This window comes from Stieleria marina, from assembly GCA_007741555.1.
Classification (GTDB): Bacteria; Planctomycetota; Planctomycetia; order Pirellulales; family Pirellulaceae; genus K23-9.
In genome coordinates this window covers 6,145,430-6,172,143 of sequence record CP036526.1, presented here as the reverse complement: position 1 = coordinate 6,172,143, position 26,714 = coordinate 6,145,430, and the positions used below count along the sequence as shown (strand labels likewise).

Genomic DNA, 26,714 nt, shown 5'->3' with positions numbered 1-26,714 from the left:
TCTATTTGCAAGCCCTCGTTGCCTGCAACGCCCGGGATTCTGTTGCCTGCAACGCCCCTACCGAAGTGCTTTGCTGACGTGCTGCATATTTGACGCGTCACGTAGCCTGCGACGATTCCGTTTGGTCGCTGCGGCGTTCTTGTTTTCCTTTCTACAACTCTTGTCTATCTTACTGAAAAATCATGGCTGAATTGATTATTAGCGTCAGCGGTTTGCGTGGCATCGTGGGCGAGACTTTGACGCCCGATGTGGCGAGCCGTTTCGTGGCAGCCTTTGCGGCGCAAGTCGCTCCCGGAAAAATCGTCGTCGGCCGCGATGGTCGCAGCAGCGGACCGATGTTGCGGCAAACGATCGTGGCAGCTCTCACCGCATGCGGCCGTGACGTCATTGATGCTGACGTGGCGTCGACGCCGACCATTGGAGTATTGGTCAAAGACTCCGGCGCCGCTGGAGGTGTGCAGATTTCAGCCAGCCATAACCCGCCGCCCTACAACGGGATCAAGTTGTTCGGCAGCGAGGGACGCGTGCTTGATGGTGTGACGGGTGGCAAGATCCGTGATGGTTATCTGGCTGGCGAAGCCGCTTGGTGCACCTTTGACAAAATCGGGACAGCCACGACCGAACCAGATCCGCACCACGGACACCTTGCAAAAGTACTGGCGACCGTCGACGTTGCCGCGATCCGATCAGCGAAGCATCGGGTTCTGTTGGATAGCAATCACGGTGCCGGCAGCTTGCTGGGCAAGCGACTGCTGGAAGAACTCGGCTGCGAAGTCGTTGCGGTTGGCGACACACCCGATGGTCAGTTCGCACACGTGCCTGAGCCCACCGCCGACAACTTGACCGGCATTTCGCAACGCGTCAAAGACGAAAAGTGCGCGGTTGGTTTTTGCCAAGACCCTGATGCAGACAGGCTGGCCTTGGTCGACGCGGGCGGTCGCTACATTGGCGAAGAATATACGTTGGCACTTTGCATCCAGTTGGCAATGGCCAGCGAAGAGACGCGCGGCACGATCGTGATCAACGGTGCAACGAGTGGCATGAGCGAACGATTGGCTGCCCAGGCAGGAGTGTCGTCGATGCGTAGTGCGGTCGGCGAGGCCAATGTGGCCGACATGATGATCGCCAATCAAGCGACCTACGGCGGCGAAGGAAATGGTGGGCCGATTGATCCGCGAGTCGGCTATGTGCGAGACAGTTTTGTCGGCATGGCGCAAGTTTTGGAGTTAATGACGACAACCGGCAAGTCACTCGCGGAGCTTGCCGATGAACTTCCCAAATTGCATATTCACAAATCCAAAGCCAGCGTGTCAGCGGATCGATTGCCTGAGCTGTTCGATGCATTGGTGGCCAAACACAGCGATGCGACAGCCGCCACCGGCGACGGTTTGCGATTGGCCTGGGACGACAAATGGTTGTTGGTCCGCGGGAGCAACACAGAGCCTATCGTGCGAATGATTGCCGAAGCAGAAACGGAATCCGAAGCCGTCGCGCTTTGTCAATCAGCAGCGGAACTGTTGTAGGCAGCTGGTTGCGTTAGGCCGATTTGCGAGGTGATTTTGCATCGCTCGCGTCGGATATCCATTGACGGACATCGTCGGCCTGCGGGACTTTGCTGCCACGCAGGATGCGATCTCCGTCAGTTGTTTTCGCAAAGTCGCTGATCAGGTTGTGCAATTCATCGGGGTGTTGTTGGGACAGTGTCGTCGCTGTTCGACAGCCGACCGCGACCAGCAATTGCGATTTGTAGCCACACAAACTGGCAACTTCGCATACCAACATCGCTTGGGCTTGCCAGTCGCGAATCCGGTCGGCGGTGGTCCAACGAGTGTCCAGGTCGGTCGCCATTTGCTCAGGAGATTCGGCCAAGAACTGTGCGACCGTGTGAATCCCGATCACGGCGAATCGCTTGGCCGTCCTTGGCCCGATCGACGGAGCGTCCACCAGGTCGTCCGCCAGACAGAGCGTTGGTTTTCTTGGGCGATATTGTGCCGCGTTTCGCTGCCCCACGTTGGGGGCGCTTGCGACGACGCGTTGGTCGGATGAATCAATCGGCAACACTTCAGTGGCACGGTCCTGTGTGTCAGCGGTTTGGATCGCTTGGTCAGTTGAATTGGGAACGCTAACAGCAATGGGTTTCGCTGCAGGCTTAGCCACTGGCTCGTTGGCGATCGGGGGGCCACTGTGCAAGGCATCCAGTTGCCGTTCTTGGCGTACCGATGCGACTTCCGGCGGCAAATTGTCCTTCACTCTGCCGGTTGCCTGATACTCGTCAAAAATGGCTTGCACTGCCGATCGTTCTTCATTGGATTCGATACGCCGGGTCACCCATGCCGAAGGCATTCCCAGCGTTGCCATCACGGTCGTCATGCTGAGCGGCATGTCAGGAATGGGGACGCGAGATTCATCCGCCGCGCGCTGTAGCACTTGCGCCCAACCGGTAATCGCCATGTCAAACATCGTCGCCAGGATATCGATGCTTCGGTCGTCGAAACCTTGGGGGGGATTACGGCTGCCAGCAGCCAAATCATATCGGTCGATCAGTTCGTTGTAGTAAGAATGAGCGACCGTCGCGCCACGTGTGATCGAAGTCGATAGCCAGTCCGGACCGTGCGGAAGCACAAATGAACGTGTTTTGCCGTTGCGGTCTTGCCAACGCTTTCGGATCTTCGAATACGACTTCGTGACGCTCCATTCCAAGGGCCGGTGAATCACTGATTCCTTTTCGCTTTGCGCAGTGTGCAATGGCATCAGCGGGTCGGTGAAGTAGTGACTCAGGACTCCCGCGGAATAGGCGGCTTCGGGCCAATTGCCCGCTTCCATTTCGCGTTGCAGTTTGCCGTACCACTTTTCGGCGCTCGCCGGGGCGCCGCCCCAGTGGTTGTCGCCGACGTGAAGGACGTGATTGCGGAAATCGCGAAACGTTTTGTCAGGATCCTTCGATCCGATCAGGTAGGCATCGTAGTGCTTTAGCAGGACCGATCCGAACCGTTGAGCTCGCGGCGACGAAACCAGGGGCAACGCATCCATCACAAAAAACTGATGAGTGCTACGGCAGTGCGCCGCTTGCAAGATTTTGATCAGCAAACTCATAGGACGTCTCCACGCAGAATGACCGATGCGCAAGACAGCTGCGCATTGAATTTCAGTCGTCACGCGATCAATTTGCCCAGCGGTCTCGTGACGCTAAGCAACCCTACGATATCCAAACCCACCGGCACCACCTCGACTAAGCCGAGTCCGCAGCGTGATGCTAGCATTTCGCCGTGTTGTAGGATGAGACCTCTAGAAGCCTGGAGGCCGCTTAATGGTGAGAAAGGACACCGGAACGGCTGATTCTGTCCGCGACCCGCCCAAGTGGTCGCCGACGAATTGCGCCCGCGAATATCATCAATGATTGGGCAGACAAGTTTTGGGAAACATCCCGCTTCCGTGGCGGGAGAACTGAAGGGTTTGTCAAGAAGCACGACGCTGCACGATCGGATGGTCGTCGGATCGTTGCAGCTCTTGAACTGACCCTGGGGGATTCGCTTTACTTTTGCATTGCCTTGCGAAGCACTGGTTCAAAGACGTCGGCTTGTCGCATGAATCCCAGGTCGTTTGCGTGCGAACCGTCAGTGGCTCCTTCGCCATCAGTTCCGTAAAGCTTATCACCAGAGATGTAGTACAGGTTCTTGATCGAAAGCGAATTCAACTGCTCGTAAGCTGTTTCCAGTGCCTGGTGGTTGGCCGTGTGGTGCTTGTCGCGTGCAGGCATGATCCAGCTGTTCGTGTTGCGGCGATCTTCTACCAAGATGATTGGAGTGTCTGGTTTGGCAGCGCGGATTTGTTTGACGAGCGGAACACATTTTTGTGACACCATCTTGGCGTTCATGTTTGGCAGGCAGTCGATGACGAAAACAGCCGCATCGATTTGTGTTAGGTAGTCGCCGACGGCGGCATCCATTTTGCCGTTGCCGGAGAAACCAAGGTTCACGACGGGCTGGTCAAACCGCCGTCCCAGGATGGCCGTGTGCACCATTCCGGGGCGACTGGCGCACGCGCCGTGCGTGATGCTGGTGCCGTAGAAAACGATCGGCTTAGACCGCGGTGCCAAAGTTTCAAATTTGCAGTCCGGAGCCACGCCAATGCTCATCGAATCGACTCCGTTGTAAAGCGGCAGGTACGCTGCGAATTCGCGAAATCCGGGGGCCAGTCCACTGACGAGTTGCGATTTGACTTCTTGGGAGGTCGGCCGTGCTACCTGGACCCAGCGCCATTTGCCATCGGCGTCTCTCGCGTAGAGATCGACACCGCTTACACCGGTGGCGGGCATGTGCGACATGGCCAAGTTCTTTTTCAACAACTTGTAGTGAATGTGGATGGCGGTCGCATCGGTTTTGAACCGCACCATCATGCCCGCACTGTCTCGGCTCAATCCCCAAACGGATTTGGTAACCGATTTTTGGGCCGAACTTGGCAGCCGATCAAACCACCGCTGTCGTTCTTGGCTGGGCAGAATGCGTCCTTCGACATCCCAGGTCGTCACATCATGCCAATCCAGGCCGTCGCTGGCTTTCTTGTTCGCGGCCATTTCAGGATCAAGTTTGCCAATCTCACTTTTAAGTTTGTCTTGCGCAAAAGTGGGAGCGGACAACAGGCAGCAAAGTGTCAACGAAACGACAAGCAGATTTTTCATGGTGTTGGTGCTAAGACAGAAGGTTCGGAAACTTATCCAGACCAGTCTAACCCTTGGCAGGCGTCACCATCAGACTCGGGGGCTTCACGCCGAAACAGAGAGCAATATTGTCTTTTGGGGCTCTCAGCTGTCTCTTGATTGAGTCCGGTGCGGCGGTGGCCGTTGTCAAAACGGCGGGGTTTTGCGGGGCATCGTCGTAGCAGCTGTTTTCACAGGAAGATCGATGGAGAAGTGAAAGCTATGATCAGGGATTTAGTTTAGAATTTGGGGATCGCATTTCTGCCCTTTAGCAATTCAAAGAGAGTTTTATGTTTGCCTGTCCCTTCGTGACAATCCGAAGCCTGTTGCTGTGTTTGACCCTGTCGCCGATCGTTGTTACTTCCGTCGCGATGGCAGACGAAGTAGACCCAAAACAAAGTGCTTGGTACGAAAAGTACAAGAGTCAGCAGAACATTCCCAAAGATGAGATGCTGCTCAATACAGATGCCGAACCGGACTTGAAAGAAGGCTTTGCGCCGCTGTTCAATGGCAAGGATCTAAGCGGTTGGTCACCCAAAGGCGGCGAATGCAAGTTTGAAGTTCAAGGAGATCTGGTTGTGGGAACCTGCGTGCCGGGATCCAACAGCACTTATCTATCGACCGAAAAAGATGACTACACCGATTTTGTTTTCACGTGTGATATGAAATGGGAAGTCGATGGGAACTCGGGCGTCATGTTTCGGGCTCAGACAAAACCAGCCAAAAATGGCGGCGTGACCGTGTTTGGTCCGCAGGCAGAAATGGAAGGAGTCACCGGCGACCGGTATTGGAATGGAGGAATCTATGGTCAAAGTTGCGGCGGGTACTTCTATCCGTTGTGGCTAAAAGGCCACCAGGAAGCACGCGATGCGCTCGATCGTGAAGGCTGGAATCGTCTGACAATCATGGCCAAAGGCGATGTCGTAAAGACTTGGGTCAACGGTGTGGGCGCAGCCCATTGGGTTGGCGACGGAACTTACGCCAAGGGATTTTTCGGATTGCAGATCCACAAGGGCGCCAAAGGCAAAGTGCTTTGGAAGAATGTTCGTGTCAAAGAACTGAAGTAGCGTCACTGCTGCGACGTAGGGACGCTATGCTTTGGGGATGGCATCCAAACTTGAGATCTTGGCGTACGAAGACAGTCCCTTGGGGACGTTGTGTTTGCGCCGACGCGAATTGTTGAAAAGCCCCGGGACGTTTGTGACCGAGGTGACGCTCAATCATGAATTCCTGATGAGCAGTCTTTACACCGATAGCGAACGTGAATTGGCTCGGATTGCGATCGAGCGGCACGGTGGAACCGACCTGTCGGTTCTGATCGGTGGTTTAGGATTGGGCTACACGGCTCAAGCAACGCTCGCGTCGGGCCGGGTCGGCAAGGTCGAAGTTGCCGAATTGTTGCCAGAAGTGATCGATTGGATGCGGAAAGGGCTCGTTCCGCTTTCCGAAGAATTGAACGCTGACGAGCGGTTGCAAACGACTCCGTGTGACGTTTACCGGCGGCTTTGCGGTCCGCGCGAATCTCGTTTTGACTTGATCCTAATTGATGTGGATCATTCGCCTGAAGAACGTCTGGGCGAACAAGCAGACGATTTCAGTCAGATGTTCTATACAGAGCGGGGGCTGCGGTTGGCCAAGCAACACTTGACCCCGGGTGGCATGCTGGCCGTTTGGTCTTACGACCAGTCATCGCCGTTTGTCGATGCCCTGCACGCCGTCTTTGGTGAAGTGCACGTGCAGGACGTCAGCTACCAGAACGACTTGGTCGACGAACGCTGCACGGACTGGTTGTTCTTTGCTCGGTGAGCCAGGCCCGTGTTTCAGGCCAGTGTTTCAGTCCGGTGATTCAGTCCGGTGATTCAGTCCGGACGCTGGCAGTGACGCACACCGATGCGAGGGACTTAGGCGGCCGATTTTTGGCGGCCCGCGGTGCCTTGTGAAAGCCACTTTTGAATGTTCTTTTGATCGGCCGCCCAATCTTTGCTGATGCGCTGTTTGCAGAAGGCATGGAGCATCAGGTCGGTTGTTTCGCCCAACAGACGAATCGCGTCGATGCGATCGTTGTCGTCAAATTCTTCGTCATCATCCAAGTGGATTTTTGCCCCGCTAATGCCAAACGTTTCGGCGTTGAGCGTCAGGTCAAATTGACGATCGTTTCGAATAATCGTCATCCCGGTTTTACGAGGCAGTTTGCCTGATCGAATCGCCTGCATCGCTTCGGGAAGCTTGATCGGGCATTCCGCTGTGATGGTCTCTTTGCCCGATTCCGCGTGCGGGCATTCCAAAGTCAGTGTTTTGGCCAGCATCACCGTGACTTCGGAATCATCTGGCAACACAATCGTGTCGGTTTCGTTCTCCAAGGTCCACCACAACCACATCAGAAACTCATTGCCCAAAAAATCGGGAGCTTGCGAGTGCTCGTTGGACCAATGGTGCGAGCTAATTTTGCCATCGATAAAACTGATGGGTTGTAGATCATCGACCAATGCATACTGATCAGTGTCGATGCCCCACTGGGTTGCGATCGCGCCAGCACCAATGCGGCGTAGTTCCACGCCAAAACAACTTTCGATCAAGTCCATGCAGAGTCCCGCTGCATTTCCGACGCTGCCGCCAAAGTAGAGCGTTTCGTGGTTGTAGTCCCACAGCAGTGGAAACGACTGCATCTTGCGATACTTGCCGGTTGCCGCTTCGACCTCGCAGCGTTGTTCCATCGCCTCTTTGGCCTCTTTTCGCTGCGCCTTGGAGACGACGCCGTCTTCGCTGTCTTTGGCGATGCCGGAAATTTCCATTTGCAACCAGGCATTGCGAATGGCGGCAGGAATGTTGTTCGTGTCGATCCGTACGCTCACGTGCAGCGCATCGTTGACGACGTTTTTGCTGAGATCAAAGTCTTGGTCAAAGAGGTGGTCTCCGCCTAGAAAACCCGTGTGAACGTTTTCGATGGCGGTCGAATCGCTCCGGCCCGCTGCGTGCTTGGACAGGATTTCGATGTGCTCGTCATCAAACGTTGAAGCTTCGAAACCAGCGACGGAAAATCTCTCAAAACCCAGGCTACCGCGAAGAAATGGCATTAAACAATCTCGGAGTTTTTGCAAACAAATGAAGGTGGCCGCAAGTCGATCGAGGTCTTGCGTCGTGAGAGTATCGACGCGCCGCGGTCAAATGTTTGCTCGGGAAATCCAAGGACTCACGACGTCTCCACGTGACATGACCGCGTCGGTTGAGAATGCCCGCAAAGTTCGCCCAACAGGCGTGATGCTCATCGGACAAAAGATACTTAATTCACGTCGGCGTCGGTCACTGCTTGGACAACGTCCGCATCAAAATAATTGATCGACATGCCCGCATCGACGACGACCGATTGAGCCGTAATCCCACTGCTGCGCGGGCTAAGCAAGAATGCCGCCGTATTGGCGACTTCGGTTGTCGCAACCGCTCGTCCGCGAGGAATGACTTTTTCCGCATACAGATACGAATCGACGTAGCCTGGGATTCCCGCCGATGCGCTGGTTTTCAGCAAGCCTGCTGCGACCGAATTAAAACGCACTTCGCTGAATCGGCTGAACGATTTGGTCAAGAAAGCCAGCGAAGACTCCAACGCGGCTTTGATAGGAGCCATGAACCCGTAACTCTCGCTGGCCATCCGCGTCGTGCTGATTCCGATCGTTACTACCGACGCGTCTTTGGCGAATCGGTCTTTCAAGGCGTTGCACACATTGGTCAGCGAATACGCCGAGATATCAATCGCCTGCAAAAACTGCGTGCGAGTGGTTTCGTGAAACGGCCGGATGCCTTCGGGGTAGTCGGCAAACGCGATCGAATGGACCAAGCCATGGATCGTCACGTCATCGGCGGCCAGCTGATTGGCCAGGTCATCAATTTGCGACTGATGTTCGACATCGCAGACGATCACTTTGCGTGTCCCCAGCAGTTTGGCCAGGCTCTCGCGGCGCGATTCGCTGCGCACGCTGTAAATCACGTCGGCACCAGCAGATTCGACGATCCGGGCGATTTGCCAAGCAACACTTTTCTTGTTGGCCACGCCCATGATCAAAATGGTCTTGCCCGACAGGCCCAAAAAATCAAAGCTTGGTTCGCTCACGATGGAGCCTCGCCGGCTTCGCGCGGATTGGTCACACTGCAGGCGAAATTCAGCCGCGCGGTGATTTTGCCATCGAGCAACATTTTGCCCGTCAAGAAATAGGCGTTGCTAATGCGTTCGTTCAGCGTGACATGGATCTCAACCGTATCACCAGGGCGCACCATGCGTTTGAATTTGACGCTGTCCATTCGTGTTGCCACGGGAACCACGTTGGGATCGTCAGGCGTCATCTTGCTCAGAAGAATCGCGCCGGCTTGCAAGCAGCATTCGCACTGAATGACACCAGGCACCAGCGGGTAGGCGGGAAAGTGGCCTTGGACAAAAAAGTCGTCTTCGGCAAACGTCTTTTTGCAGACGATGTTTGAATCGTCTTGCGAGATGATTTCGTCCAGCAAACGCATGGGCGGTCGGTGGGGAATCATCGCTTCGATTTCTTGTGCAGTCATGCCCAATATCTGAAGCGAACAACCACGACGCGCCAAGTAGTGCTGCGACCAGGCGTTGCAGCAACGGGGGAGCCGCCGAAAGGCGTGGGGCCCGGCGAAAAGCGTTGGCAGGGGCCAATTAGTGGGGCTCGCTTGGTAGCTTAGTTCGCGTCAGGAAACGGCACGGCAATTGGCTCGTAGCTCGCGTCGGCCTCCCGATCGAAATCTTCGCCGGGGTCCGAATCACTATCGACAGTCGACTCGGCGGCTGGTGGCACGCTTGGCACAGCGAAGTTCGCTGAAGAATCCCCCGCGATGAAAAGATTAGTCGTTTCCAGCAGGGTGCCTTTCTCGAACTGGACATTCTTGGCGGCCAAGGTGTATTCGGCCAGCGACTGAAAATACCGACTTTGCGATTCGCTAATGCGACGCTGGGCGTCCAGCAATTGTTCCAGGTTCACCGGCATTCCGGCGGATCGGTTCGCGTCCAGCGCGGCAAGTGCATCGCTGGCGGCCAAGTAGCGATTCAGATTGGTCTGCATTTGTTTGTAAGCGCGATCGCACTCGGCCACCACGGCGGTTAGATCGTGAATGATCTGACGCTCTTGTTCATGCAGTACGGCTTGGTCGCGTGCCAGCTGAATTTTGGCATGTCGAACCGCTAGATGACCTTGTCGAAAACCAACCGGCAGTTTCAGTTCCAAACTTGCTTCGTACTCTTGGAAGTCCAGCGAGCCCAGTTCACCGAAAGCGGATTCGTCGCCCGCCAAATTGCGAGCCAGTCCCCGAACGCGATAGATGCTGACAAGATCCAATTGGGGCATCAAGAAATTCTTGGCCGCCAAAACTTCCATTTCGCGACGCTTGACCAGCAAGCGTTGTTGCTGCAGTTCAGAGCGCAATCGAATCGCTTCTGCCGAAATTGAATCCCAGTCAAAAATCAGGGGCGCAGTCGATGGATCGTCCGCGGGTCGCAGAAGCACGCCGTCACTGATGGGCAGCCCGATCAGTAGACGCAATCGTCGCTCGGCGGCTTGGACTCCATTGACGCCTGCAAACGAACCGCCGGACGTGGAGTTGTTGTTCTGAGTCCGCTGCGACAGTTTGCCGGCGATCGCATCCTGGAGTTCTGATTCAAAACGATAAAACTGTTCACGCGAAAGTGCTTCAGCAGCACCCGATTTTCGATTGCTGGCTTTCTGTGCTTCATAGCTTTGCCAAGTGGTACGACTGCGTTCGTAAGCCGACCGCTTGGCATCCAGATCACGGTACGAAAAATACAAATCCCAGTACGCGTTGGTGACATTGCTGACAAAGTCTCGGACGTTTTGCTGGAACTTAGCGTTGGTAATGTCCGTATTGACTTTGGCAATCAAAACACCGTTGTAAGCACCCGGCGTCGCACCAGGCCCAGCGATGCGATTGAATGTCAGTCCGCCGCCCTGCAAGAGTGGTTGGCGGGCTTCTGCTTGCAGCTGAGTTTGCCATGCGCTCGGGGTCTGATTTCCCGTCGCGTTGTTGGCGTCGTAGTCGATGATGCTGCGAACGGAAAATTGAGCTCCCGTGGGCGTTAGTTTGGAAAGCTGTAGAACGTAGTCATGAGTGTCTTGTTGAAACGCGTTGGCACCACCGCCAAAAAATCGGTTGTTGAATCGACGGTCGTTATTTTGCCATTTGCCAAACGCGTACAGCTGAGCATCGTAAGCCGATAGCGCGGCTTCGACTCCGAATTGAGGATCCATCTGAGCCAGCGAACGAGTTTCTTGGCTAAGGATGGCGTTGGGAGATCGTAGAACCGTCGCGCCCAAATCCCTTAGAACAGATGTGTTGCTCAGGGCGACCATAATGGTTTCTTGCAGGCCCAGTTCTCGGTAGCTTGCATTGTCAAACGCTTCGGGAGTCTTCAGCGTGAGGGGTGGTTGCGTCAGCGGCATGGGTTCGGCGATCGATTTCTGAGCACCGCGATCGACTTCGCGCATGATCGCATCAATCATCTGCGTGTCGTTGCCAATCGTTTCGGCTGTATTTCGATAGCTTCGGCAACCCACTGCTGTCGCCAGGGTGATCAGGCAGCAAGTTTTCAAGGCATGCAGCATCCAACGTCCGGAGTTACCGGATGAGCGATGACCTCGCTGTGAGCAAGGTCGATCAGCGATCGAGTTGGATTGATGCAAAGTCGTTCAGATCTCAAGAACAGGCTGGCCCATTCAAGGATGGCCTGTTGGGATTGGTTGCCCCTCAGCGAAAGTGTCAGTGCGCACGACACCCCGCAAAGCCTTCCTAAAACTCTCTGCTTCCCTTATTCGTACAACCAGACCAAGTTGATTGAGTCAAAGTGGATGCAAGCGGGTGAAAGTGGGCAAATTTTGCGGGCGTTCGCCAGTGGTCGTGAAACTCGCGCTGGCCGGACGAGCCTTGGGGCGAAGTGGTTAAACTAGCGAACGGATGATCAAAGTCGATTTGCCGCCGTTTGCTCAAGTTGCCTCGGTTATCAAGACAGCCAACACACAATCTGCGTAACCTTCCGGCTGGTGAAACGCATTCCTTTCCGCCTTTTTCGATCTGAAGCCGCCCTCGCATGTCTGACCCGATCCGCATGGCTGATCACATCTGGAGCAACGGCGAATCGCTACTGAATCGACTTGAATCATTGTCTCGTGAAAACGTCATGAGCAATGATTTCTACGAATCAATCGTCGACGGTCTAGCTGGTGCGACCCAAGCGAGCCATGTCAGGCTTTGGGCAGAAGCAGAGCAAACTGAATTGTGGACATTCGTTTCACCACGAACGAACAGCGGCACCTTCTCGCTAACACCGACATTGCTGGCTGACCGGAGTTCGTCGGTTTGGACCGAGCCCACCACGCTTCGCATCGCCGAGCAATTGCCCCAGTACGCGCAATGCGTGCCGCCAGTGGTGATGGGTTTATTGGTTTGCATGCCTTCAGCGCCCAGTGCAAACCAAGCTTCGGCGATCGGGGAATTAGCGGAGGCCGTAATGACGACTGCAACGCGGCAGTATTTGAAAGACGAACTGTATCGCGTCGGCGAACAAATCGATCAACAAGACACTCGTGCTCGATGGATCGAACAGCTTTGCTCTGGAATTACTTTGCAAGAGTCCCTTGCCGGCATCGCATCGGCGCTGTCGCAAATGAGCGACGTCGATCGCGTGTCGCTTTTGAAAGCCGAAAGAGCCGGTTTTCGTTTGATCGCGACATCGACCCAGAGCAACGTCGATCGACGCGCTCAGCAGGTTCGCTTGCTGGAGTCTCTGGTCGACGAAGTCATTCCCGTTGGCGGAATGTTTGAGTTTGTCGCGCAAGCATCAGGGGAGATCGATCGTTGCCAATCGGAAACCTTGCAGAGCTACTTGCTTTCGTCGGGGGCCAAAGCGATTCGCATCGAATCAGTGCCGATCGGCGACTCGGTTCAGCAGCCGATCGCAGGCATCGTGGTGGAAAGTTTTCGCGATGCAGCACTCCCTGCTGAACTGGAAAACCGGTCGATGATTGACCGCGCTGTTCGCCGTGCCGTGGATCGTGATCGCATCGGATTGTCGCAGTTGACGATGAAGTCGTTTGCAAATGCGATAGGAAAACTATCTGCCAGTCGTAGGTGCTGGGCGGCTCTGGCAGTCGCGGCGTCGGTGATCGCGGTGCTTTGGTTTGTTCCTGCGCCGTTTGATATCCCTGCCAAGGGAACGTTGGTGGCTGCGAAAACGCAAAGATTGTTTGCACCCAGCGACGCGATTGCTGAAGGTGTGCTTGTCCGTAGTGGGCAAAACGTAAAAGCAGGTGACGCCTTGGTACGATTACGAAGCGCGAAACTGGAGTTGCTGAACGAACAAATCAAGGGCGATCTAGCGACGGCGCGAACCGAACTAGCTGTGGCAAAAACAATGCGTTCCAACACAGATTCTTCAGGGAAAGCATCGACGTCGACTGCTGGAACGCAGCAGCTTTTGCAAACACGAATCGACGGCCTGATCCAGCAACTGAACATCGTGCAGCAACAGCGTGATGATCTGACGATTCGTAGTCCGATCGATGGACAAGTCGACCGCTGGGATCTGGATCAAGCTCTGCACCACCGACCCGTTGTTCATGGCGAATACTTGCTCAGTGTGGTCGCACCTAGCGAAGGTTGGGAGGTTCAGTTGGACATCGCCGAATCAGATAGCGGTTATGTTATCGAATCGCATCGTGAATCCCCCGCGAAGTGTTCCTTTCGTCTGACTAGTCGCACGGAGGCGAATTTTGATGGCACGTTGAGCAAATTGTCCGACACGGCGATCATTGCGGACGACGGACGACCTGTGCTGCGTGGCGAAATCGAAGTGACCGATTCGCCGGAAACGGATGACTTCCGTGTGGGAGCAACGGTCAACGCCAGCATTCATTGCGGTCGACGCTCGGTCGGGTTCGTTTGGTTTCGAAGTTTTATTCAGTGGGCACGCGGGCAAAGTTGGTGGTGAGCATCGCCGATGCTGCTTGTATTCCAGGACCTGAACTCTGTATCTGATGAGCTAAAAATTTGATGAAACGAAATTTGCCACGTCTCGCTGTCCTGCTGTTTTCGCTTGCATTAACGATTTGCTTGAATGACGCTGCGTGCGCGCAAGAAACGATCTCGTTGAAGGATTGGGTGGTCACCGTAATCGATCAGGTCGATGTGCCGGCCCGCGAAACTGGGTTGTTGGAATCGCTGGACGTAGCCGAAGGAGACCGAGTCACTGCGGGGCAATTGATCGGAAAATTGGACGATCGACAAATTCAGCTTCAGGCAAAGTTGGCAGACGCGGATTTGCAAATCGCAAAGAAACGCATGGAGACTCATTTCGAGAGCGAATTGGCCAAGCATGACTTAGCGTTGGCCGAACAGCTTGGCGAACAGCAGAAATTTTCCAGCGACATCGCTCGCCAAAAGGCGCAGAACGATGTGCGTGTCCGCGCCGCTGCCAAAGCGACCGGCATTGCCAAAAATGAATGGTCGCGAGCCAACGACGCCAGATCTCGATTTGCCGATAGCGTTTCAAAATCAGAACTCGATAGCTTGCGATTGGCCTATGAACGAAGTCAGTTGGAAGGTCAGCAAGCGGTGATTGACCAGCAAATTGACGCGTTGACATCCAAGAGCGAAGACAAGGCGTCTCTCTTGCATCGGCTCCGCATTCGACGAGCCGAAGTGACGATCGATCAGGCAACCGCCGACAAGTCGATTTTGGAAATCCAGACGGGCGCCAAGCAATATGCTGCTCAGTTAGCTCAGTTGTCGGTCCAGCAGCACACGATCGTCGCGCCGATCGATGGTGTCGTTGTGCAACGCTACCAACAGCCTGGACAGTGGGTTGGGGCGGGGGCTGCGATTGTCCGCGTGTTGCGAATAGATCGATTGCAAGCCGAAGGGTTCGTGGGAATCGAGATCGCAAAGAAATTGCAAGCGGCTCAATCGGTCGAAGTTCGCTGTGCTGGAGTCGGAAGCCAAGCGATCAAGGGTGAAGTAAGTTTTGTCAGTCCCGAAATGGATCCCATCAATGGACAGGTGCGTCTGCTTGTGCAGTTCGATAATCCTGGCGAGCAAGTCTTGCCGGGCATGCGTGTTGATCTGACTGCGGTAGGGGAAACTGCCACGGATCCCTCCGACGATTCAAAGTGAATTTTCTCTTGCCAAGCACAGCGAGTAACCTCTCCGACGCGACCATCGCGCTGCGCGCTGATTTGCAGCGGTCGCAGGTACGGATGGGACGCCGCGAATTTGTGGTCGTCAAAGATCCGCTGTCTCGCGCGTACTACTATTTTTCCGAACGCGAGTGGTCGATTTTGGAATTGCTCGATGGCGAACGGTCTCTCACGGAAATCGTGAGCGAGTGTGCCAAACGGTTCGCACCGGATTTTGTTTCGCCTCAGGCCTTATTGCAGTTTGTCGCCGATGCCAGATCGAAGGGGCTATTGCGAGGAGGAGGAGCCCCGCCGGTTGGTGCACCTCAGTTTGCTTGGCTGCGAAACCCACTCGCCATACGGATGCCCGGAATCAATCCGGACGCTTTGCTGGGGCGCGTCGCTACTACTACCCAGTGGTCGGCTGCATATTTGACCAGTCCGGTTTTCTGGGTCGTTTGGCTGGTCGCCATTGCGGGCGCCGCGATGACGGTCCTGGTTCACTTCGAATCGTTCAGTCAGCACGTCGGTCAAGCGGCCAGTCAAACGTCGCTCTCGTGGTGGCTACTGATTGCGTCTGTGGTGTCTGTGACCAAGATTGTTCATGAACTGGCGCATGCGATGTGCTGCAAGCTATTTGGTGGTGAGTGCCGTGAGCTGGGCGTGATGTTCCTGGTGGGCGTGCCTTGTCTGTACTGCGATGTCTCCGATGCATGGATGATTCCGCAGCGATGGAAGAGAGTTTTGATATCGGCGGCGGGGATGCTTGCCGAGCTGACTATCGCTACGTTCGCGGTTGTCGCCTGGCGTTTCTTGGATGCCGGCGTAGCCCGAGACGTTTGCGTCAGTATTATCGTGGTCTGTTCCGTCAGTACGTTGTTGTTCAACGGCAATCCACTGCTTCGATACGATGGGTACTTTATCCTTTCGGATCTGGTAGGTATTCCGAATCTCGCCAGCCAAGCAAGACAGTTGATTCGCAATTGGGTTCGGCGATTCGTGTGGGCGCTCCCTCGCGTTGGCAGCGGCGAATCTGAGCGACCGGGTGTGCCTGTTTGGCACCGATCGTTTTTCGTCGGTTACGGCCTGCTCAGTGCCGCGTATCGCATGTTGATCATGTTCACGCTCGGTTCGATCGCCTATGGATGGCTTTCCAGCTATGGTCTGAATCAGCTCGCAACGTTTTTAGTTTTGGGTTTGGTGGTGGCGGTTGCTTATCGCATGGTAAAGCCGTTGCTGCATCGGCCCGAGCAGGCTGATGCCAATCTGAAAGACGCTGGTAAGCGTCAAGTGATGCTTGTTGCGGTGGGGGCCGTCTCTTTGGTTCTAATCCTGTTGGTGCCCTTGCCACGTCACATCACGGTACCCTCGATGGTACAAGCGACGAACGCCAAGCCAGTCTACGTTGCAACGCAAGGACAAGTTGTTGATGCAGTCGCCTACCAAAGCGACGTCAGCGAAGGCGACGTTTTGGCAAATTTGGTGAACCCCGACATGGTGCTGCAATTGGCGAAGCAAACGACTCGCCGCAACGAGATGCGTGCACAAATCGATGGTCTGCGAAAGCAGCAAGTAAGTCGCCCCGAATTGGCTTCGCAGATTCCAGCGACTGCAGATCTACTGGCTTCCGTCACGCAGCGTTGCCAAGTTTTGCAGGAGAGCGTCGATGAGTTGGTCATTCGTTCGCCGAGTTCAGGGCGTTTCTATCCGCCCAGCAATCTTCTCAAAGCAGACCAGGATGAGGTGCGGCAGACATGGGCGGGGACGCCACTGCAGCCATCGAATCGTTCGGCGTTTTTGACTGCCGGTACGTTGGTTGGTCACGTGGGGCATCCGACGGATCGAGAAGCCATCCTGTTGGTTGATCAGGCGGATATCACGCTGATGCAAATTGGGCAGAGCGTCAGTCTGCTTTTGCCGAATCGCTCCCGGGGCAGCGTTTTGGGCAAGGTCACTGAAGTGTCGCCAACTCCGATTGAAACGATCCCCCGCGAGTTCTACGCGTCGGAGCTTATTGCGTTGCCTAGCCATTTGGCGCTGCAGCGACCTGCTGCCGCTTATTACCAAGTCCGCGTCGAACTTGGTAGATCCGCGGCAACGCTAGCGGTCCGCAGCACCAGTCAAGCACGAATTCGCGTGCGGTCGGCTTCGTTGTTTCGACGGATCGCCGAAGCACTTGCGAATTAGTCTGCGGATGACGTCGTCCGTGCTATGACAGGAGCAAACCGTCTGCAGATGAATCGCCTTCTTCCCACTCACGTCGGACTTCGCGAAGGCCATAGGCACAGAGTTCAAAGTGCTCGCTTAACCGGATCAAGAGATCGCTGGATGGTCGATCTTCACCAGCTTCGATTTCTGCGGCGATCGCGTAAGCTCGTTTGCCCTGATGGCAATAGTCCAGAAATCCATCACGTGACTGTTCGGGCTTGATCCGCCGCAGTTGCTCGGGATACATGCCCGACCAAAACAGTGTGAAGTCACCGATATGCCGATGGACTTCGCGTCGCGCCAGCCCGATTCGTTTCTCCGCTTCGCAAAGCATCTGAAACACTTCGGTTACCGGACGCCCGTTGTTTTTTCGGACGCGATAAGTTGCCTCGACTCTTACGAATCGCAACATCATGTCAGACAGATAGTCGACCAATTGGACATCGGCGACGCCCAACTTGGAGTGGAAGATGAACTCGCTCAATCCGCTAAAGAAGCGGTCGAGGGGTGAGCTTTCAGCGTCCGAAGGATCACATCCATCATTGCCGTTTGATTCAGGCTTCATATCTCTTCTCCGCTGGAAAAACCGTTGGGGGCAAGGAGACCTGAAAATCACTGTTACGCTCAGCCGATGGTGGCTGTCAAGACAGTTTCGATCGCATCGCCCAATCAATTGTAGTCCAACCGACCGAAGAGACCAAATTGTCGAAAGACATTTTGATGTTTACAGTTGTTGAAAACCCGATTGGCTAAGTGTCGATGCAAGAGATGGCCCGCTACAAAAAAAGATTGCGAACAAAGGTTGATTGCAGGAATCGAAAGGCAAGGAAGTGATACGCTCTGAAGTTTGCTTTTGCATTGATGTTTGCTTGCGCGCCCAATGCACAGTGCAATTGATCATCCGACTTTCTTTCCACCTGGAGCGCGAAGATCAAAGAGCCCGAAGATTTCGTCGCGGCTCAAACCGGCACCTTTCGCTGGAGAGTCTGAGTCCGCAAACAACGCGTCGAACATCTCCCGCTTTTTGTCTAGCACATCGGCAATCCGCTGTTCGATGGTGTTCATCGCCAGCATCCGAGTAACGGTGACCGCCCCAGCAGCTCCAATGCGGTGCGCGCGATTGATCGCTTGATCTTCGATCGCTGGATTCCACCACCGGTCAAAGAGAAAGACGTATTCGCTGAACTGCAGATTCAACCCGACGCTCCCCGCACCATAGCTCATCAAAATCATGCTGCAGTTTGAGTCGTTCTTGAATTGGTCGATGACTCCGTCACGTTTTTTGTGTGGAATTCGTCCGTGGTACTCCAGGGGACCGAAGCGTTCCAAGGCTGGCCGCATCTTGTCGATGCTGTTGACCCATTGGCTAAATACGATCGCCTTTTTGCCGCTCGCGGCGACTTCTTCCATGTCAGCGACCAAGCGTTCAAGTTTAGAACTACTGCCCGTGGACGGATCGAAGTTGCAAATTTGTTTTAATCGCAAGACTAGTTCAAAGACGTGCTGGATCGTTAGTTCCTGATCCATCTCTTCCAGCTTGATCACTCCTTCCGATTCGGCCGATTCGTAGGTCGCCCACTGTTGAGGCGTCAAATCCAACTCGGCGTCTCGATAGAGCTTGGGCGGCATGTCGTCTAGCACCATGTCTTTGGTACGTCGCAGAATGTAGTCCTTGGATCGTTTCGCGATCGTGGGCATCGGCATGCCCGTTTTGAGATATCCTGGCGAGAGAAAATCGAAAATTCCCACCAAGTCGTCGGGCGAGTTTTCAACGGGAGTTCCCGTCAGCGCCCAGGAACGTGTGCGTGGAATCGCGCGCACAATTTCGCTGGTGGTGCTGTTGCGATTCTTGATGCGTTGCGCTTCATCCAAAACGACCAAGTCAAAATGCAGGCCGCTGTCGATGACGATTTCTTCGTCACGCATCAGCAGTTCGTAGTTGGCGACTTTGACCGGAACATCAGGTGAACGCCATTGGAATTCGCGTTTGGCAGCGTTGCCTTCGATCGGCGCAATCGGTATCTCTGGTGCCCATACACTGAACTCGCGAAGCCAGTTGGTTACCAGGGGCTTGGGGCAAACCAGCAATACGCTTCGCACTTCACCACTGCACAACAGCAATCGGATCGTGCTGATCGCCTGCATCGTTTTTCCCAGGCCCATTTCGTCGGCCAGAATCCCTGCATAGCGAGGAAACAGAAACGCCATTCCATCGAGCTGATAGGGAAACGGTTCAAAAGGAAACGTCAGCTGTCCGCTGCCGACCAATAAATCCAACGGCGGCTGCAGCAAGTAGTAAAGTCGGTCTTGTAGTTTGACGATGTCTTTTGGCGGTTTGATGCGCGAATGCTTCGCGATCTCTTGACGACCACGTTTGCGTTTGGGACGCGGTTTGGGTTCGGTTTCGCCATCGCTGGGCGCAGGTTTTTGCGGCAGCCATTGCTGGGCTTCGGGAAAGATGAAACCGTTGACCTTTGACGTAAGCTTTGGCACACGGATGGCGATCGAACGCAGCTCAATGCGGTCGAGCGAAATTTCGTATGTGTCGCTCGGTGTCAGCGAATCGCAATGCCAACTGCTTTGGGCATCGATCTGAATATCGAGTGCGGGCAACCTTCGTTTAGGTGGTTGGCTCGATGGGCGATGAATGTTGAACATCGACTAGGCCACTTGGGACGTGGATTGAGGTGTCGTTTGTTGCCGAGCGATTTGTGAATGGGCTTCCTTGATCGCTTCGCGAATGCGGTCGAACGGTTCAACACCATCAGGAATGTCGCCGAATGTTTTTGCCATCTCAGTGACGGTTTCGACGTGTTCCATCGCAGCCCAAAAGTGCGTGCCCGCAAAGTCGACTGATTGCCAGCCCGACAGCGATTCTTCCGTGATGGGACCTTCGTCCGGCTCGGCGGCTTCGGCTACCAGAACGACGGGAAGGTCGACGATCGATTCCAGCGACAACGCTTCGGCTTGATCACAACAAAGCAGTGTCAGGGGAGTGCGAGCTTTCTTGATCAATAGCTCGCCGATGATCTCGCCGATCAAATGGGCGCGGAGGGTCGGTCCGTACAAAATCTCATGAGCCTTGGAAGGCCGCACTGGAAGCGTGCACTGAAATTCGAGCGGACGGCCACTTGAGTTCAGAATCAGTAATCCGCCAGTCCAACCCATGCGTTCGTCTTCGGAAACGGTGTAGTACCCAATCGTTTTTGCTACAGAGGTGGCTGCCATACGATTTAGCGTCGCGGGGTTCAGAGGGAGTCGGGTGCAAAAATAACGCTGCGATAGATTGTTCGGGTCATAGCGACCGCAGCTTCTACAGGTCTTATCGTCCGCTGGCTGCTGTGTCTGAGGTCATTGCAGGCTGTTCGGCAACGTCTCGCCAGATTTCGCGGTTCCGATTACGCGGACTTTGACGGCACAGGTTCGATTGCGCCGGTTGTAGGGGCGACTATTCCGACTGCAAAAGCAAGCAAAAATTTGCCGAAAAAAACCGTGATTCCTCAAGGCTCCCAGGAAAGATGGAGTGGCCGGTACGATTGGCCATTGTTTATTGGACAAAGTCGAAAATTGCTGGTTATACTCGTGGCTCGCACGATTTTATCTTCTCGAGTTATTCGATTAAACGCAGCAGGAATTCAGCGTATGTCTTCATATGAGCAGGAACCACTTTCGCCCATGTTTCGGATTGACGTTTCAGCGGAAGCAGAGCCGGAGCAAGCACAGGTTTCCGAAGAAGAGACAACAGCGGACCTTTTGCGTCAGTTGGTCGTCGGGCAACAGAAACAAAATCAATTACTGGAGCAGCTTGCCCAGCAGAACGCTGCCATGCAGCAGCAGCGTTCCAATGAACTGCAGCAGTGGAAATCGGCCAACCCGGATCTTTCGCGTGCGTGCCGACAAGCAGCGGAAACCCTCAGCAAGGTCCAGACGCAATTTTTGGATAATCTGACCGAAGAGATTCAGTACAACGAAGAAAACCTCATCGAGGGCGAGTTCATGATGAACGAATTTGTCGACCGATTTGGCCCCCGATTGGCCCATCTCAACGGCGTCCTGCAGGTTTTGGCTCAGCTGGGCACCGGAGAAGCCGCCGGAAACCAGTAAGCGTGCCAGCGCTTGGTTTGCCGGGAAAAGAGTGACATTTCAAATCATGGCTGGATCAAATTCGATCCGGCCATTTTTTTTCCAAGTCCACTCGCCATGTCGCCCTGATATCGCTATTCTTCCGCTCCACCGACTGATCGAACGTCGCCTGCGAAGTTGACTCAGAGACTGCAAAAAACGTCTTGAAGTGAACCTTTCGCAAAAATGCTTCGTCGGTTACTCTGTGCTTTGCAATTTGGGAGTCTATCTCCTGATTACCACACGCCTCGGGGCGTGGCGCAGCCTGGCTAGCGCGTCTGGTTTGGGACCAGAAGGTCGCAGGTTCGAATCCTGTCGCCCCGACTACGAAACAGCTCGTTGCATTGATTTGCAGCGAGCTGTTTCTCGTTGAATTGCAATGGTTTACGCGATTTCTTGTCAGCTACCTTGGCAGTTCAAACAGATGCCCTTTTCGCCCGCTTCACCTTAACGTTTCTTTTCCGACACCGTTAAGCAATCGTTGGAATGAGTCCTCCGTCGACTCGTATTGGTGCTCCGTTAATAGCCGATGCGAGTGGGCTGGCAACAAACGCAACCATGTTGGCAATCTCTTCCGGTTCTATCAATCTTTGAATCAACGAGGTCGGCCGATTGTCTGCCATGAATCGTTTCTCAGCCGAATCGTAGGGTTCGTCCGGGAAGAGGTTGCTGATGAATTCCTTCACACCTGGCGTTAACGTCGATCCAGGCATGACGGTGTTCACCGTAACGCAGCTTCCCTTGGTCAATTGAGCCAGACTACGCGAGACGGCAAGTTGTGCCGTCTTCGTCATCGCGTAGTGTGGCATTTCCGGAGCGGGCACGACGCCGGATTCGCTGCTGATGAAGATGATGCGTCCGGTGTTTTGCTCCAGCATTTCCTTCAGATAGTGCCGTGCAAGACGCACACCGCTCATCACGTTGATGTCAAAGATGTGCTGCCACGCTTCGTCCGTCAGGTCGAAAAAATCAACCGCTTCAAAAATGCCCAGATTGTTGACCAGGATATCGATCTGCGGATGTTCGGCGATGGTTCGTGCGACGCCTTCGGCCGTCCCATTGTCGGAAACCAGTCCGATCAGGTCGGCCTTCGGTTGACTCTCACGAATCTTTCCAATCGCCGTCTCGACGGTCGCTTCGCTGCGACCGTTGACGATGGTTGTTGCCCCTTCGGCAGCCAGGCGAGTCGCGATCGCCAGACCGATTCCGCCTGTTGATGCGGTGACCAGTGCTGTTTTATTGTTGAGTTCAAGATTCATCGAATTCTTATCCTATTCCCTAACGTTCATGGATGGGTGTCGAAGCGAATACTTCATCAGATGGGGCTGACTTGTAGCCCTTCAACGTCATGAGTTTAGGGAGGTGCCCGGGAAGCTTCTTGAACGATATTGCGCGCCTTCCAAAGAATTGACCGCCAGGATTGACGCGGGCTCAGGACCTGCGGATCGTCCCCAACGCCCGTCCACTTTGGTATCGAAACGAAGGATTACTTAGCGGAAGGGCGCGAGTCATCCGATATTTCGCGATCTATGGCTCATGACACCGGACGGCTTTGCGGTTACGGAGGCGCGTCAGGAGTTGCTCGACGGATTCACCGCCTTGGAATACGCTCCCGGCGCGACCCCGATGAATCGTTTGAAATGCCGCGTGAAGTGCGACTGGTCCGCGAAACCGGCAGCGTAGGCGACATTAGCTAGCGTCTCACCGGCCATCAACATCTGCTGCGCACGACGCACTCGGATTTGAGAGAGATAGGACTGGATGGGAATGCCGACCTCTTTGGAGAAGACGCGGCTCAGATACGGGGCGGAGGTCCCAGCCAATTGGGCGAGTTCGTGAAGCGAGACATTCTCGCTGAATTTCGCTTCCAAGCTCTCCTTGACTCTGCGAATGTTCGCCCGTCCCCGCTTTCTTGGAATGTCCGGCATGGATGCGTGCCGCACTAACAGCTCGCAGATGGCTTCATAAAAGGTTGACTCCTGATCCAACTGCGGATCTCCGTCGTCCATCGCCCGGTGAGCCTGCAAAACGAGCTCCACAAGTTGCATGTCGTCGATGACCGGGGGCAGCAACAATGGTTCGATATCACCGTTCCGGTTAAACGTCCTGACGATACTGGCGATGACGTTCGGGGCAGCATAGAGATATCGCCACGCTCCGGTAGCCGTGCACGAATGCACTTCATTGGGGTGAATGACAAGCAGCTTCCCCGGTCCGACGAAGTATCGCTGGCCACGATAGAAAAACGTCCCTGTCCCGCCTTCGGAAACGCCCAGTTTGTATTCAGGGTGTGAGTGATTCGGCCAAGTGTGTTCAACCGACTCCCATTGATGCACCGTAATCCCGTCATCGGCAGAGCCGCGAACTTTGAAATGCTTCACTTTCAACCCGGAAGCCATATTGTCCTCGGTGGCGATGCAAACAACGTGAAAGACAACAGAGATTACGTCGCGAAATGAGCGCGAGCAAGCCGGACGAAGAGTGGCCTGTCGGGGGCTCCCTATTTCTGCACGGAAAACGCCACTAAACCGCCAACACCCGACATCGAGAGATAGCACCACCGGGCGACATTCTAACATCGGTCTGAACCGCCTCTCTGTAGTTTCATTACTGTCTCCGGGACGGAATTGGAACGGTCCAAAGCAGTTAAACGCTTGCATCGGTGTTCCGACCAATGCGTGAAGTTGCACCGCCCATTCCTCGCGTTAGTACTGCAAACAAGCCGCTCACTGGCCGGCCGAAGGACGCCTCTGCAGGCCGATCTCCTTAAAGGAAATCCAACCGAGCAAACTTTCGCTGCCGATTCCGCACAGACGGCGAAGATAGTCGATCCGTGAACGCTGGAATGTGATTGCCAAGCTTCAACGACAGCGATTCTGGCCGAACTCAGGAAAGCGATGCGATCGGAGATACCACGGACTCAAATGCGCCATCGCGCGATTGGCAATCGCGGAATGTGATTTTGCGGGCAGGTTGTGCCGAGCGGAGGGGCTTGGAGAGGGCTTTTCGAAACCTACGATGTGTTTGCACGCCTATCAGCTAAGAGCGAGATACTGCTCCCCGGCGGGCCTTATACTGTTCCCCAGCGGACCTTGACACCGATCACTGATTTCTTGGATGTCGCTTTTCGCACTGGAGCCAGTTTGGTGCCAAGCCACTCCGGGAATGTATGATGGTCGGCTCCGGTTCTGCAAAATGCGAAAGCACAAAGCCGAACGCGGATGCTGAAACAAAGACGGCAACGAAGTACAGTTCCTCGGCTGCTTCATTCGTTCAGCATTTGATCACTGTTTACTCGACGGAAATCGATGCGTCTCCTCACGCATCAGTTCCGACGACCCAAAGAACTCTCTCCCACTCAATCGGATCATGCTGCGAACCAATTATCAATCCGACGTGAGATTTGGGCCGGCGATCTGGGGCGGTGTCGCACTCGCTGCGGTGTGCATGGCTGCAACGACGAGCCACGCTGAAGTGCCACAGCAAAACCGTTACAAGATTGGCACTTGTGATTGGTCGATCCAGATGAAGGTGTCGGTTGATTCGTTCAAGTTTGCCAAGGCAAACGGTCTGGACGGCATTCAGTATTCGTTCGACGCAGATGGCGAAGGTCTTGATCTTCGCGTTCGCAAAAATCGCGACATCATTCGCAAAACGGTTGCCGAAACCGGAGTGGAGATTGCGTCGTTGGGAATCGCACTTTTGAACAGGGTTCCGCTGGCTACGACTACGGAGTCGGATCAACTGGTTGCCGAGTGCCTGGACACGATGGTCAAGTTGAAAGAAGAAGCGGCCGAGTTGGAAGACCGAAAACTGGCGGCGATGGTGTCGCCCAAGATCGTTTTGTTGGCGTTTTTTGGCAAAGCGGATATCAACGGTGACCCCCAGCGGATTCGGGTCGTGATTGAAAAACTCAAACGGTTCGCTCCGATCGCAGAGAAGCACGGCTTCGTCCTTGCCTTGGAGACTCAGCTAAACGAAGCGGATCATCGGCACATCATCAATAGTGTCGGATCGCCCGCCGTGAAGGTCTACTATGACACGGCGAACTCCGCGCGAATGGGTTACGACATCTATCGCGAGATCGAAAGTTTGGGCGCCGAAAACATCTGCCAAATCCATATCAAACAAGACAAGGCCTTGTTGGGAGGTGGAGAGATCGATTTCGAACGGTTGAAAATTCTGTTTGAAAAAATTCAGTATCGTGGCTGGCTCATTATCGAGGGATCATCGCCCGCAGGAATGAGCCGCACCGAAGCGACGGAGAAAAACGCCGTGTACGCGCAAAAGCTGTTCAACTCCTGAGTCGTGAACTTGAAGCGGTCGTCGAAGTTTCAACGGCATCTGGCCCGCTGCCGAGCGTTCGTCGCTCAAATCAATCTTGTCCTCATCACACCAAAACTGACGCTATGGACCACAACCGAATGCCCCCGACCGTTTTAAGATCTTTGTGTTGTGGTGCGGCCACATGCGTTTTGTTGTTGGTTCCGCTCGGTGTGCAGGCGGAAGAGTTGCCGGCTGGTTTGTCAGGGGATTGGTCACTCAAGCTCGATTCCGGTTTGCCGGCTTGGATGCGAGTCGCTGAATCAGACGGGAATCCGCAGGTTCATATGCGACTGTATATAGGTCCCGCTGGTCCCTACGTGGCAAAGCTGGTGAAGGGGCGATTGAATTTTGAGATCAAGAAAAAGAATAGAAAGAAGAATCTCGCTCAAGCATCTGTGACTCGGGTTGATGTGGGAATCGAAGACGGAAAGCTCGAGGGCGTCTTGGAGAAGAAGTCGGCCGACGGCTCTGTGCAACGCGATACCTTTACAGGCACTAAAGTTCCGCCCATGCCCGCGTCGGCCCCGGATCTATCGAAGGTTCGATTCGGACACCCAATTTCGTTGTTCAACGGCAAAGACATGAGCGGTTGGCGGACTTACGAGTCTGACAAACAAAATGGTTGGAGCGTGATCGATGGATTATTGGTGAACACGACCACAAAAACTGATTTCAGTCCGACAGGGGCTTATGCCAATTTGCGTACTCAAGACGAGTTCGAGGACTTTTGGCTGCACATTGAATTCCTTGTCGAAGAGAATCGCAACAGTGGTGTCTATTTGCGTGGAATGTACGAAGCGCAAGTGGTTGATCGCGACAGTCGAATGCAAGGGATCCAAGGAGTCGGTGCGATTTTTGGTGCAATCGCACCGTCGCGGAACGCCGGCAATGCAGGCGGACAGTGGCAGACTTACGACCTGACGTTGGTTGATCGTCATGTGACTGTCGTACTCAACGGCGTCAAAGTCATCGATAACCAACCCATTGATAAGCCGACGCCTGGCGCGATTTACACCAACGCGGCAGCACCTGGTCCCATCTACTTACAAGGCGACCACACAAAGGTGTCGTACCGAGATATCTACTTGGCACCGGTGTTGGAGGATTAGCGTTCTCTGGGCGTTTGAGTGTCTGAATTGCTTGAGGTAGGTTTCCCCGGTCGCAGAATCGGG

The 26,714-nt window shown here is 54.6% G+C and carries 20 protein-coding genes and 1 tRNA gene; 10 read left to right on the top strand and 11 right to left on the bottom strand.

The window, feature by feature from the left end:
* Positions 1-182 precede the first annotated feature (182 nt).
* Positions 183-1,523, top strand: a complete 1,341-nt coding sequence (gene glmM, locus K239x_RS21940; protein ID WP_145420511.1) for a phosphoglucosamine mutase — start codon at positions 183-185, stop codon at positions 1,521-1,523.
* A 13-nt stretch (positions 1,524-1,536) separates the two neighbouring features.
* Here the strand turns inward: glmM and K239x_RS21935 are convergent, their stop codons facing one another.
* Positions 1,537-3,093, bottom strand: a complete 1,557-nt coding sequence (locus K239x_RS21935) for a DUF4332 domain-containing protein (protein WP_145420510.1) — start codon at positions 3,091-3,093, stop codon at positions 1,537-1,539.
* 439 nt (positions 3,094-3,532) lie between these two features.
* Entirely contained in the window at positions 3,533-4,678 is a 1,146-nt protein-coding gene (locus tag K239x_RS21930; protein WP_145420509.1) for an SGNH/GDSL hydrolase family protein, read from the bottom strand.
* A gap of 308 nt (positions 4,679-4,986) precedes the next feature.
* Here K239x_RS21930 and K239x_RS21925 point away from each other — a divergent pair, with 308 nt between their 5' ends.
* Entirely contained in the window at positions 4,987-5,763 is a 777-nt protein-coding gene (locus K239x_RS21925) for a 3-keto-disaccharide hydrolase (RefSeq protein ID WP_145420508.1), read from the top strand.
* Between the two features lie 37 nt (positions 5,764-5,800).
* On the top strand, positions 5,801-6,502 hold the full coding sequence (locus K239x_RS21920; RefSeq protein ID WP_145420507.1) for a spermidine synthase family protein: 702 nt from the start codon (positions 5,801-5,803) through the stop codon (positions 6,500-6,502).
* Positions 6,503-6,597: 95 nt separating this feature from the next.
* On the opposite strand, the gene K239x_RS21915 is transcribed toward K239x_RS21920, so the two are convergent.
* The 4 genes from K239x_RS21915 to K239x_RS21900 form a co-directional block, all read right to left on the bottom strand.
* On the bottom strand, positions 6,598-7,770 hold the full coding sequence (locus tag K239x_RS21915) for a hypothetical protein (RefSeq protein WP_145420506.1): 1,173 nt from the start codon (positions 7,768-7,770) through the stop codon (positions 6,598-6,600).
* Positions 7,771-7,976: 206 nt separating this feature from the next.
* Positions 7,977-8,747, bottom strand: a complete 771-nt coding sequence (locus K239x_RS21910; RefSeq protein WP_145422502.1) for an enoyl-ACP reductase FabI — start codon at positions 8,745-8,747, stop codon at positions 7,977-7,979.
* A gap of 50 nt (positions 8,748-8,797) precedes the next feature.
* Entirely contained in the window at positions 8,798-9,247 is a 450-nt protein-coding gene (locus tag K239x_RS21905; protein ID WP_145420505.1) for a 3-hydroxyacyl-ACP dehydratase FabZ family protein, read from the bottom strand.
* Positions 9,248-9,387: 140 nt separating this feature from the next.
* The gene (locus K239x_RS21900; RefSeq protein ID WP_145420504.1) at positions 9,388-11,322 is read right to left on the bottom strand and encodes a TolC family protein; all 1,935 of its coding nucleotides are present in this window, start codon (positions 11,320-11,322) and stop codon (positions 9,388-9,390) included.
* Positions 11,323-11,804: 482 nt separating this feature from the next.
* On the opposite strand from K239x_RS21900, the gene K239x_RS21895 reads away from it, so the two are divergent.
* From K239x_RS21895 to K239x_RS21885, 3 genes are all read left to right on the top strand, one after another.
* A complete protein-coding gene (locus K239x_RS21895) occupies positions 11,805-13,703 on the top strand; it encodes an efflux RND transporter periplasmic adaptor subunit (RefSeq protein WP_145420503.1) in 1,899 nt (632 codons plus the stop codon).
* Positions 13,704-13,765: 62 nt separating this feature from the next.
* Positions 13,766-14,884, top strand: a complete 1,119-nt coding sequence (locus K239x_RS21890; protein ID WP_145420502.1) for an efflux RND transporter periplasmic adaptor subunit — start codon at positions 13,766-13,768, stop codon at positions 14,882-14,884.
* 8 nt (positions 14,885-14,892) lie between these two features.
* Positions 14,893-17,073 carry a hypothetical protein gene (locus K239x_RS21885; RefSeq protein WP_145420501.1) on the top strand — a complete coding sequence of 727 codons (2,181 nt, stop codon included), beginning with the start codon at positions 14,893-14,895 and terminating at the stop codon, positions 17,071-17,073.
* Positions 17,074-17,095: 22 nt separating this feature from the next.
* Here K239x_RS21885 and K239x_RS21880 read toward each other — a convergent pair whose 3' ends face one another.
* The 3 genes from K239x_RS21880 to K239x_RS21870 form a co-directional block, all read right to left on the bottom strand.
* Positions 17,096-17,659 (bottom strand): hypothetical protein, encoded by a 564-nt coding sequence (locus K239x_RS21880; protein ID WP_145420500.1) that lies wholly within the window; start codon positions 17,657-17,659, stop codon positions 17,096-17,098.
* 332 nt (positions 17,660-17,991) lie between these two features.
* On the bottom strand, positions 17,992-19,752 hold the full coding sequence (locus tag K239x_RS21875) for a DEAD/DEAH box helicase (protein ID WP_145420499.1): 1,761 nt from the start codon (positions 19,750-19,752) through the stop codon (positions 17,992-17,994).
* A 3-nt stretch (positions 19,753-19,755) separates the two neighbouring features.
* On the bottom strand, positions 19,756-20,322 hold the full coding sequence (locus K239x_RS21870) for a hypothetical protein (RefSeq protein ID WP_145420498.1): 567 nt from the start codon (positions 20,320-20,322) through the stop codon (positions 19,756-19,758).
* 414 nt (positions 20,323-20,736) lie between these two features.
* On the opposite strand from K239x_RS21870, the gene K239x_RS21865 reads away from it, so the two are divergent.
* Together K239x_RS21865 and K239x_RS21860 are read left to right on the top strand one after the other, a co-directional pair.
* Entirely contained in the window at positions 20,737-21,198 is a 462-nt protein-coding gene (locus K239x_RS21865) for a hypothetical protein (protein WP_145420497.1), read from the top strand.
* A gap of 267 nt (positions 21,199-21,465) precedes the next feature.
* A tRNA-Pro gene (locus tag K239x_RS21860) sits at positions 21,466-21,540 on the top strand.
* Between the two features lie 146 nt (positions 21,541-21,686).
* On the opposite strand, the gene K239x_RS21855 is transcribed toward K239x_RS21860, so the two are convergent.
* Both K239x_RS21855 and K239x_RS21850 read right to left on the bottom strand, forming a co-directional pair.
* The gene (locus K239x_RS21855) at positions 21,687-22,475 is read right to left on the bottom strand and encodes an SDR family NAD(P)-dependent oxidoreductase (protein WP_145420496.1); all 789 of its coding nucleotides are present in this window, start codon (positions 22,473-22,475) and stop codon (positions 21,687-21,689) included.
* 312 nt (positions 22,476-22,787) lie between these two features.
* A complete protein-coding gene (locus K239x_RS21850; RefSeq protein WP_145422501.1) occupies positions 22,788-23,597 on the bottom strand; it encodes a helix-turn-helix domain-containing protein in 810 nt (269 codons plus the stop codon).
* A gap of 988 nt (positions 23,598-24,585) precedes the next feature.
* On the opposite strand from K239x_RS21850, the gene K239x_RS21845 reads away from it, so the two are divergent.
* Positions 24,586-25,521, top strand: a complete 936-nt coding sequence (locus K239x_RS21845) for a sugar phosphate isomerase/epimerase family protein (protein WP_145420495.1) — start codon at positions 24,586-24,588, stop codon at positions 25,519-25,521.
* Positions 25,522-25,625: 104 nt separating this feature from the next.
* Positions 25,626-26,651 carry a 3-keto-disaccharide hydrolase gene (locus K239x_RS21840; RefSeq protein WP_419189261.1) on the top strand — a complete coding sequence of 342 codons (1,026 nt, stop codon included), beginning with the start codon at positions 25,626-25,628 and terminating at the stop codon, positions 26,649-26,651.
* The last annotated feature ends 63 nt before the right edge of the window (positions 26,652-26,714 follow it).